Here is a 4,082-nt window from a genome sequence, read left to right as displayed (position 1 = left end):
GCCCGGCGGCGTGGCGACCGTGATCGGGACAAACCGGCGCACGAGCCCCGCTCTCGCCGCATTCGCGACCGGTACGGCGCTGCGCTACTTCGATTTCAACGACGCCTATGCGGGCAAGGAGACCGGCCATCCGAGCGACAACGTCGCCGCGTGCCTCGCGGTGGCCGAAGCGCAGCACGCCACCGGTCGCGACCTGATCCTGTCGATTGCGATCGCGTACGAAATCGCTTGCCGGCTGATGGACGCCGCCGCCATCAGCCCGCGCGGCTGGGACCACACCTGCTACAGCCTGCCCGCCGTCGCGCTCGCCGCGGGCAAGCTGATGCGCCTGCCCGCGCCGCAGCTCGTGCAGGCGGTGAACCTGTCGCTCAACAGCCATCTCGCGCTGAACCAGACGCGGGTGCAGCAGTTGTCCAACTGGAAGGCGCTCGCCGACGCGGACGCGGCGCGCAACGCGGTGTTTTCGACCGAACTCGCCCGTGCCGGCCTCACCGGTCCCGCGCCGATCTTCGAAGGAACGGCCGGGTTCTTCGAGCAGGTGTCGGGGCCGTTTACGCTCGATACGGGCGAATTCGGCGGGCGCGGCGGCACGTTCCGGATCGGCAAATGCTTCGTGAAGTTCTATCCGGCGCAGGGGCTCACGCAAACGGCGATTCCGGCCGCGCTCGCGGTCGCCGCGCAGGTCGGCGACCTGCGGCGCATCCGCCGCATCGAGATCCACACGACCGAAGTCGGCTACGTGACGGCCGGCCGCGATCCGGAGAAATGGGCGCCGTCGACCCACGAAACCGCCGATCACAGCCTGCCTTACATCGTCGCGCGGGCGATGCTCGACGGCGACATCACGACCCGAAGCTATGCGAGCGCCGCGCTGCGCGACCCGGCCTTGCGCGCGCTGATCGGCAAGATCACGGTCAGTGCGGATCCGGCGCTGACGGCCCGCTATCCCGCGCATGCGCCGAATCGCGTGACGGCCGTGTGCGACGACGGCGCGATTCATGCGATGCAGGTGGACGATCTGCCGGGTTCACCGGCGCAACCGATGCAGCGCGACGACTATGAAGCGAAGTTCACGAAGAATTGCCGGCCGCACTGGAGCGCGGCACGCATGCGCGCCGCGCTCGACGCCCTGTGGCGGCTCGATGAACAGCCCGACGTCGCAACGCTGCCGCCGCTGTTCGTCGTGAGCTGACCGATGCACGGCCGGCGCCACGCGACGTCACACTCAGCCGACGCTGTACGCGTCCGCCGCGACGTCGTCCGAGAGCGACTCCGCCGCCGCGATAATCATGCGACGCATCCAGCCGTGCGCGTTGCTCGCGTCGTACCGCTGATGCCAGTACAGCGACCACGTGACCGGCTCCATCGCGAGCGGCAGTTCGCGGATCACGAGACGCGGATCGCCGAGACTCAGCGCGTGCCGCTCCGACATGATCACCGCGTACGGCAGCGCATCGAGCATGTTCGGCACGACGAGCCAGTGCGGCACGTTGAGCACGATCCGGCGCTTGCAGCGCATGTTCGCGAGCAGGTTGTCGATCAGGCTGTGGTCGACCGGGTTGATCGACACGTTGAGGAAGTCGAGCGCGAGGAACCGTTCGAGCGTCAGCGGCTTGTCCGCGTCGGGATGGTTGCGGCTCAGCATGCAGACCATCCGGTCGTGAAAGACGGTTTCCGACGACAGCGTGCCGGAATGCTCGAGGCCCGCGCTGATCGCCATGTCGAGCCGCCCCGCTTCGAGCGCTTCGGCCGTCTTGGCCGCGCTCGGATGCACGACGTCCAGGCCGATATTCGGCGCCGCCGTGCGCATGCGTTGCAGCAATGCGGGCAGCAAAAGCAATTCGGTCAGATCCGACATTCTGACCGTGAAATGACGTTCCGACGTAAAGGGCTGGAATTGATAATCCGATTCAAATAATTCTTCTATTTGTTGCATGATTTGTCGGACTGGCGAGATCAGCGCCTGGGCGCGCGGCGTCAACTCCATCCCGATCGCGCCGCGCGCGAGGATCTCGTCGTTGAACAGATACCGCAGGCGCGACAGCGCATTGCTGACGGCCGGCTGCGTCAGGCCGACCTTCAGGCCGGCTCGCGTCACCTGTTTCTCGGTCAGCAGCGCATCGAGTATGACCAGCAGGTTCAGGTCGATCGAACGTAGATTCATGATTGAGACCATCCACTAAACGGGTTAATCGCACCCCGGTTCACGATTATCGCAATGGGGAAATCCCCTGATATTTAGTGCAATAAACGAGAATAGTCCAATCTTGACGTTTCAATATTTTTTATATACCCGCAACCATTGATTCGATTTTCGATTTAAACGACTCGTTTTCCAGTGATTTTTCTGAAAAACGAGTCAATCGGAGCCGCGAATCGATGGGGGGAAACGGCTGACGCCGACAATCGCGCTCGGGCCGCTGCCCGCCCGCGCATCAGACCGTCGCGACCGGATTCACCGGCGCACCGACCAGGCCCCGGATATGCAGCGGGGGCGCGGTCAGCAGGAACCGGTTTCGCCGATGCGCACGCAACCAGTTCGCGAGCGGCGTCAGATGCCACAGCTCGCCGAGGTGGATGCCGAGCTTGAACAGGCACAGCTCGTGCAGCGGCATCAGCGCACCCGGTTGCGCGAGCGGCTGCGCATGCTGCGGCCGCTCCTCGATCGCATGGTTGTCGGCCACGAGCGCGGCAAGCCGCGACTCGTCGATCCACTGCAGCAGGCGGGCGTCGCTGCTGTCCAGCACGCAGGCGCTCCCGACGGTCGCGGGCGACCCGCTCTCGTCGTTCAGCAGCAGGTCGGCGAACCCGGTATGGATGCAGACGATGTCGCCCTGCTCGACGCGCACGTCGTCTTCCTCCATCACGCGCATCAGCTGCGCGTAGCCGACTTTCGTGCGGGCGTCGCCGAAGTGATGCCGCAGATCGATCAGCACGCCGCGCCCCTGCACGCCGGTCCGCGCCATCACCTCGATGCCGAGGGCGCGCGCGCCGCCGGTGGCGTCCCCTTCCTGCGGCACCCGCAGATGCTCGCCCATCCGGAAACCGTTGTAGAACACGATTTCGGGCACGCCGTCGCCGTCCGCATCGAATACGCCGCCGACATGCGCGAGACCGTCCCATTGCGTCGAGAACTGCGAATGCATGCAGAACGAATCGTCGCAGACCACGTCGGTTGCGTTCGCTACCTGTTCGTCCGCGCGATAGCCGAAGTACGGCTTGCCGCCCAGCAGCGCCGGCATGATCGCCGGCGGCCGGCGGCGCGCGTTCAGCCCGCCGCCACGCGGCACGTCGAGCGGCAGGCTCAACGAGAACGACAGGCCTTCGCGCACCTCGGCGACGCCCTGCCGCACGTTGTCCGGAGTCAGCCAATTCAACCGTCCTTTCTGGTCGTCCGGACCGAAATCGCCCCAGTTCGAGCCGGGCGGCCGCTTGTTCCAGCGTGGTGTGCTCAAGATGGATCCCCTCCTTTCAGGTTCGAATGCGCGCCGGACGTCAACGCCGCCAGCGCATCGAGCGGCGCGTCGTCGGCGAGCGCCTGCACCGCGTCGCGCAGTTCGAGCGCGTGCGGCAAGCCGATCGTCGAACTCGCCGCGAGCACGAACTTCGCGACGAGCTCCTGTTCGGTCAGCGGCCGCGAATTGGTGCCCTTGCTCGACTCCACTCGCGCCTCGCGCACCTGTCCGTCGCGCAGCTCCACCCGCAGCACGGCGGGCAGGAAATGCGGGAACCGCTCGTCGCACCACGGATCGGCGACGCAGCGCACCTTCGCGGCCAGCGCACGGCGCGCGGGATCCCGCACGAGCTCGTCGTCGAAATCGTCGAACCAGACGCCGAGCCCGCCGCCGCCGAGCAGCGCGGCCGCGACGGTGTACGGCCCCGAGAACGCCGCCGCATAGCCGTCCGGCGGATTGGCCTTCAACTCGGCGGGTTCGCCGATCGTGCGCAGCGTCGACGCCGCGACCCGCAGTTCGGCGGACACCACGTCGTCGGCCGTCACGCCCTGCGCCTTCAACTGCAACGCCGCGTCGATGCCCGGGTGCGTGAAGTGATTGCACGGATACGGCTTGAAGATGATGAGC

Annotated in this window: 3 protein-coding genes and 1 pseudogene; 1 reads left to right on the top strand and 3 read right to left on the bottom strand. The window is 66.5% G+C overall.

Annotated features, from left to right (window positions below):
* On the top strand, nucleotides 1–1,192 hold a 1,192-nt coding region (locus G3N99_RS35980; RefSeq protein WP_206124742.1), incomplete at its 5' end, for an MmgE/PrpD family protein.
* Between the two features lie 33 nt (nucleotides 1,193–1,225).
* Here G3N99_RS35980 and G3N99_RS35975 read toward each other — a convergent pair.
* The 3 genes and pseudogenes from G3N99_RS35975 to G3N99_RS35965 all read right to left on the bottom strand — a co-directional run.
* Entirely contained in the window at nucleotides 1,226–2,164 is a 939-nt protein-coding gene (locus G3N99_RS35975; protein ID WP_174934597.1) for a LysR family transcriptional regulator, read from the bottom strand.
* 271 nt (nucleotides 2,165–2,435) lie between these two features.
* The gene (locus G3N99_RS35970; protein ID WP_174945998.1) at nucleotides 2,436–3,455 is read right to left on the bottom strand and encodes a cyclase family protein; all 1,020 of its coding nucleotides are present in this window, start codon (nucleotides 3,453–3,455) and stop codon (nucleotides 2,436–2,438) included.
* Nucleotides 3,452–4,082, bottom strand: a pseudogene (locus G3N99_RS35965) (MmgE/PrpD family protein); the annotation flags it as partial. The gene G3N99_RS35970 and the pseudogene G3N99_RS35965, both read right to left, overlap by 4 nt.

Origin of the sequence: Burkholderia sp. Ac-20392 (genome assembly GCF_017104585.1) — a bacterium.
Taxonomy (GTDB): Bacteria; Pseudomonadota; Gammaproteobacteria; order Burkholderiales; family Burkholderiaceae; genus Burkholderia; species Burkholderia lata.
Note: the sequence above shows the minus strand (reverse complement) of the source record. Positions and strands in the feature narration are given on the sequence as shown.